The organism is Methylobacterium sp. CCH5-D2 (genome assembly GCF_001556475.1).
In the GTDB taxonomy this organism is placed as follows: domain Bacteria; phylum Pseudomonadota; class Alphaproteobacteria; order Rhizobiales; family Beijerinckiaceae; genus Methylobacterium; species Methylobacterium hispanicum.
Map to the genome: position 1 here is coordinate 1 of NZ_LSIX01000932.1, position 5,377 is coordinate 5,377.

At 72.2% G+C, this 5,377-nt stretch carries 6 protein-coding genes; 1 reads left to right on the forward strand and 5 read right to left on the reverse strand.

What is annotated here, in order from left to right:
• Positions 1 to 61 precede the first annotated feature (61 nt).
• The 3 genes from tatC to AX737_RS25120 all read right to left on the reverse strand — a co-directional run bounded on the left by tatC (position 62) and on the right by AX737_RS25120 (position 1,846).
• On the reverse strand, positions 62 to 862 hold the full coding sequence (gene tatC / locus AX737_RS25110) for a twin-arginine translocase subunit TatC (protein WP_066926136.1): 801 nt from the start codon (positions 860 to 862) through the stop codon (positions 62 to 64).
• Positions 859 to 1,404 (reverse strand): Sec-independent protein translocase protein TatB, encoded by a 546-nt coding sequence (gene tatB, locus AX737_RS25115; protein ID WP_066926139.1) that lies wholly within the window; start codon positions 1,402 to 1,404, stop codon positions 859 to 861. Before tatB ends, tatC begins: the two co-directional genes overlap by 4 nt.
• A 166-nt stretch (positions 1,405 to 1,570) precedes the next feature.
• Entirely contained in the window at positions 1,571 to 1,846 is a 276-nt protein-coding gene (locus AX737_RS25120; RefSeq protein ID WP_066926142.1) for a twin-arginine translocase TatA/TatE family subunit, read from the reverse strand.
• 209 nt (positions 1,847 to 2,055) lie between these two features.
• Here AX737_RS25120 and chrA point away from each other — a divergent pair, with 209 nt between their 5' ends.
• On the forward strand, positions 2,056 to 3,450 hold the full coding sequence (gene chrA, locus AX737_RS25125; protein ID WP_066926146.1) for a chromate efflux transporter: 1,395 nt from the start codon (positions 2,056 to 2,058) through the stop codon (positions 3,448 to 3,450).
• Between the two features lie 146 nt (positions 3,451 to 3,596).
• On the opposite strand, the gene AX737_RS25130 is transcribed toward chrA, so the two are convergent.
• Together AX737_RS25130 and AX737_RS25135 are read right to left on the reverse strand one after the other, a co-directional pair.
• Positions 3,597 to 4,163: a c-type cytochrome gene (locus AX737_RS25130; RefSeq protein ID WP_066926150.1), complete on the reverse strand. Its 567-nt coding sequence runs from the start codon at positions 4,161 to 4,163 to the stop codon at positions 3,597 to 3,599.
• An 83-nt stretch (positions 4,164 to 4,246) separates the two neighbouring features.
• Positions 4,247 to 5,377: PQQ-dependent sugar dehydrogenase (locus AX737_RS25135; protein ID WP_245293503.1), on the reverse strand; the 1,131-nt coding region annotated here is incomplete at its 5' end.

Below are 5,377 nucleotides of genomic sequence, written 5' to 3' on the forward strand. Positions count from 1 at the left end.
CTCTCCCGTCACCCTTCGGGTGCCACCCTCCCCCGCAGAGGGGGGAGGGAGAGCGTCGCGGTTACGGATCGAGCCCCTCGGCCTTGCGCCTGGCCGCCCGCAGCTTCTCGATGCGCGCGACCGAGAGCACCGAGGCCTCGTAGAGCAGCAGCATCGGCAGCGCGAGCGAGAGCTGGGAGATCACGTCGGGCGGGGTCAGAACCGCGGCGGCGACGAACACCAGCACGATGGCGTAGCGGCGCTTCTCGCGCAGGAAGGCCGCGTCGATCACGCCGATCTGTCCCAGCAGGGTCAGGATCACCGGCAGCTGGAAGGCGAGGCCGAAGGCGAAGATCAGCGTCATGATCAGCGAGAGGTACTCGTCGACCTTCGGCAGCAGCTTGATCGTGGCCTCGCCCGGCTGCCCGATCTGCTGCAGCGAGACCGAGAACTGGATCAGCAGCGGCATCGCCAGGAAGTAGACCACCAGCGCGCCGAGGATGAAGAAGACCGGCGTCGCCACGAGGTAGGGCAGGAAGGCCCGCCGCTCGTTGCGGTAGAGGCCCGGCGCCACGAAGGCGTAGATCTGCGTGGCGATGATCGGGAAGGCCAGGAAGCCGCCGCCGAACACGCTGAGCTTGATGTTGGTGAAGACCTGCTCGAGGAAGTGCGTCGCGATCAGCTCGGCGTTCTGCGCCCCCACGATCGAGACGTAGGGGTGCACCAGGATGTTGTAGATCTGGCGCGAGAAGAAGAAGCACCCGAAGAACATCACCACGAAGGCGATCAGCGACTTGATCAGCCGCGCACGCAGCTCGATCAGGTGTTCGAGCAGCGGGGCCCGCGAGGCCTCGATCTCGGCTTCGTCCGCCTCGTCGATCATCTGTCGGCCTCCGGCCGAACAGCGGCCTCCGGCCGATGGCCTTGCGCGGGCGGGGCGAGGGGATCGGCAGGCGAGCCCGGGAGGGGAAGCGGCGCCTCCGGCGGGGTCTCTGCCAGCATCTCGGGCTTCATCTCCTGCGGCCGGGGGACGTCGTAGCGGCCGCGCTCCGGCGGCGGCGCCTCGGCCGCCTTGAGCTGGGCGGTGGCCGCGGCCAGCGCGCCGGGCGCCGGCGCCTCGGTGCCGTTCGTCCCGCGCGCCTCGACCGCACCCTTGATCTCGTCGCGGATGGTCTGGACCGGGTTGAAGCCGCCGCCCGCGCCCTTGACCGTGTTGCGGATGCCGTCGACCTCGCGGCGGACCTCGTCGAGCTCGGCCTCGCGGATCGCCTCGTTGAACTGCATCTGGAACTCGCCGGCCATGCGGCGCAGCTTGGTCGTGATCTGCCCGACGGTGCGCAGCGCCTTCGGCAGATCCTTCGGCCCGATGACGATGAGGGCGACGCCGCCGATCAGCATCACCTCGCCCCAACTCATGTCAAACATGTGCTTGCCGACCTTGCCGACGGTCCCGCTGCTCGGGCGCCCAGAACCCGGGACGCCCCGGTTGGGCCTCGCGCGAAGCCCTATGGGACGTCGCGCCGAGGTCCTGCCGGGAGGGGCTTACACCACTTCGCGGCCGGCGGAAGCCCGATCCCGGATCAGGGGCGGATCAGACGGGCTTGCGCTCGCCGGCCGGCAGGTGGCTCGCCGGGACGGCGGTGCCGGGGCTGGTCTCGGCAGCGTGCGGGATGGTGCGCACGGGCTCGGCCGGCGCCACCGGGGCGGCCGGGGGCTGGGCGGGCGTCTCGTCGTCGGCCATGCCCTTCTTGAAGGCCTTGATGCCCTTGGCGACGTCGCCCATCAGGTCCGACACCTTGCCGCGTCCGAACAGCAGCATCACGATGACGGCGACGACGACCCAGTGCCAGATACTCATGCTGCCCATGGCAACCTCCTGCGCCGCGGGCGGAACCCCGTGCCGCGCGGCGACCGAACGCGTAATCGTAAGATCGCGCCGAACCTAGGGACGGGCCGGCCCGAACACAAGGCACGGGCGGCCCCGTGTCACGCGACGCGCGGCGGCGCATCGCCCGTCGCTTCCGGCCGCCGCCCGTGCGAAGAGGCCGCCCGTACGCTTGCCCGGGGACGACACGCATGGCCACGCTCGAACCCGCGTCCCGCGACGCGCCCCGTCCCGCGCCCCCGCCCGTGACCCTGGGGCAGGCCGTCCCGGTCTGGGCGCGCGTCGCCGCCCTCTCCTTCGGCGGACCGGCCGGCCAGATCGCGGTGATGCACCGGGTGCTCGTCGAGGAGCGGCGCTGGATCTCGGAGGCGCGCTTCCTGCACGCGCTGAACTTCTGCACGCTGCTGCCGGGGCCGGAGGCGCAGCAGCTCGCCACCTATGTGGGCTGGCTGATGCACGGCGCGCGCGGCGGGCTCGTCGCGGGCGGGCTGTTCGTGCTGCCTGGCCTCGTCGCCATCATGGCCTTGAGCTGGATCTACGTGCTCTACGGGCAGGCCGGGCCGGTCGCCGGACTGTTCTTCGGGCTGAAGGCGGCGGTGCTGGCGGTGGTGGCGGAGGCGGTGCTGCGCATCGGCCGCCGGGCGCTGCGCGGCCCTGCCCTGGCTGGGCTGGCCGCCGCCGCCTTCGCGGCGCTCTTCCTCCTCGACGTGCCCTTCCCGCTCGTCGTGCTGGCGGCCGGGATCCTCGGCTATCTGGGCACCCGGACCGGGTTGATGGCCTTCCGCGGCGGCGGCCACGGGGAGGCCGCGCCCGACGCGGGCGGACCCTACCTGCTCGGCGACGGTGCGACCCCGCGGGAGCGCGTCGCGCCCGGCCGGACGCTGCGCGTGGTGGCGGCCTGGGGCGCGGCCTGGCTCGTGCCGGTCGCCGCCATCCTCCTCGCGCTCGGGCCCGGCGACGTGTTCGGCCAGATCGCGCTGTTCTTCTCCAAGATGGCGCTGGTGACCTTCGGGGGCGCCTACGCGGTGCTCTCCTACGTCGCCCAGCAGGCGGTGGAGCATTACGGCTGGCTGAGGCCCGGCGAGATGCTGGACGGGCTCGGCATGGCCGAGACCACGCCCGGCCCGCTCATCATGGTCACGCAGTTCGTAGGCTTCCTCGCCGCCTACCGGGCGCCGGGCGCGCTGCCGCCGCTGCTGGCCGGCACGCTCGGGGGCCTGCTCACCACCTGGGTCACCTTCGCGCCCTGCTTTCTCTGGATCTTCGCGGGCGCCCCTTACGTCGAGCGCCTGCGCGGCAACCGGGCGCTCTCGGGCGCGCTCGCGGCCATCACCGCGGCGGTGGTGGGGGTGATCCTCAACCTCGCGGTCTGGTTCGCCCTGCACACGCTGTTCGGCGCGCTACGCGCGGTCCGCCTCGGGCCCCTGCGGCTCGACCTGCCGGTCTGGTCGAGCCTCGATCCCTACGCCCTGGCGCTGGCGCTGGCCGCGATGCTCGCCCTGTTCCGCTTCAAGCTCGGGGTGCCAACGGTGCTCGCCGCCTGCGCCGCGGCCGGCCTTGCCCTGCGGGTCCTCGGACTGGTCTGATCCCGGGATCCCGAAGGGTGGACCACCCTTCGGCGGGGTTCGGGGCGGCGCCCCGCAATCGGCTTCGCCGAACGACCAGGGCCAGAATCGGGACCCTTGCCTGGACCCGCGAGAGGTCTCGACCTCTCGACTCCGGGACGGGCCGCTCAGCGGTGCGCGAGGTAGTAGGACAGGGCCGTGATGTCGTCCTCCGACAGGCCCTGCGCCACCTCGTTCATTGCCGGATCGTAGCCGGCCCGGGCGCCCGACTTGTAGGCGCGCAAGGTCGCCAGCAGGTAGTCCTCGCGCTGGGCGCCGACGCGCGGGATCTGGTCCTGGCCGGCGAGATCCGCCCCGTGGCAGGAGCCGCACTGGTGCTTGGCGGCGAGCGCCCTGGCCGCCTCCATCCGGGCCGGGTCGGGATTCGGCTCCGGCTTCGGCGCCGGCAGCTTGGCGACCGCATCGCCCAGCGTGCGCAGGTCGTCGTCCGAGAGCCCCTCGGCCATCGCGTTCATCGGGTCGGCGACCCGCTGCCGCTCGCGGAACAGGTAGAGCTGCGTGACGACGTAGTCCGCCGGCATCGCGCCGAGCGAGGGCACGCCGGGATTGGCCGAGGTTCCGCTCTCGCCGTGGCAGGCAAGGCAGGCCGGCAGCCGCTCGGCCGCGCTCTCGGCGTTGGCCGGCGCGGTGAGGAGGGCGAGGAGGCAGAGGGCGGACGGCGCGAGAGGGCGCATGGGTCAGGGTCCTGTGTTGATGCGGCGGCGTCGCCTCGTCGCGCTCCCTCCCCCGCAGAGGGGGGAGGGAGCGCGCGTGCGCCTCAGCGCGCCGCGCTGATGCGGTAGACCGCGCCGTTGTAGTCGTCCGAGACGAGGAGCGCGCCGTCACGCGCCACCAGCACGTCCACGGGCCGGCCGACATAGCGGTTGTCCTGCAGGAAGCCGGTCAGGAAGGGCTCCAGGCTCGCCATCTTGCCGTCGGTCCCGAGACGCGCCACGACCACGTCGCCGCCGAGCTTCTGCGTCTTGTTCCACGAGCCGTGGCGGGCGATGAAGATCGCGTTCCTGTAGGCCTGCGGGAACTGCTCGCCCGTGTAGAAGCGCATGCCGAGCGCCGCGGTGTGCGGCCCGAGGAGGCCCGCCGGCGCCGTGAACTCCGCGCAGGAGCGGCCCCAGCCGTATTCCGGGTCGGTGAAGTTGCCCTGGTGGCAGAACGGGTAGCCGAAATGCTGCTTGCCCGGCTCCGAAAGCACGTTCAGCTCGTCGTTCGGGATGTCCTCCGAGACCCAGTCGCGGCCGTTGTCGGTGAAGGTGAGGTTCTTCGTCTGCGGGTTCCAGTCGAAGCCCACCGTGTTGCGCACGCCGCGGGCCACCACCTCGACGTTCTTGCCGTCGAGGTCCATCCGGCGGATCTGGGCGTGGGTGTCGGGCGGGTTCAGGATGTTGCCCGGCGCGCCCACCGGCACGTAGAGCTTCTCGTCCGGCCCGATCGCGATGAACTTCCAGCCGTGCGCCTCGTCCTTCGGGAAGTCGTCGCTGACGAGGACGGGCTTGCCCGGCGCGTCGAGGTTGTTCTCGATGTCGTCGAAGCGCCAGATCTTCGAGAGCTCGGCGACGTAGAGCGCGCCCTTGTGGAAGACGACGCCGTTCGGCCGGTGCAGGCCGGTGGCGATCACCTTCACCTCCTGCTTCCCGTCCACGGTGCGCACGGCGTAGACCCGGTCGAGCGAGCGGGTGCCGACGAAGAGCGTGCCCTTGTCGCCCTGCGCCAGCGAGCGGGCGTTGGCGAGCCCGCTGGCATAGACCTCGATCTTGAAGCCGTCCGGCACCTTCAGCTTGTCGAGGGGCAGGCGGGCGGCCGGCGTCGGCAGCGGCGGGCCGGCGATCGGGGCGAGCTTGGCGGCCTCGCCGCCCTCGGGCCGGCCGTAGAGGGCCGAGCCGCGGTCCTGGGC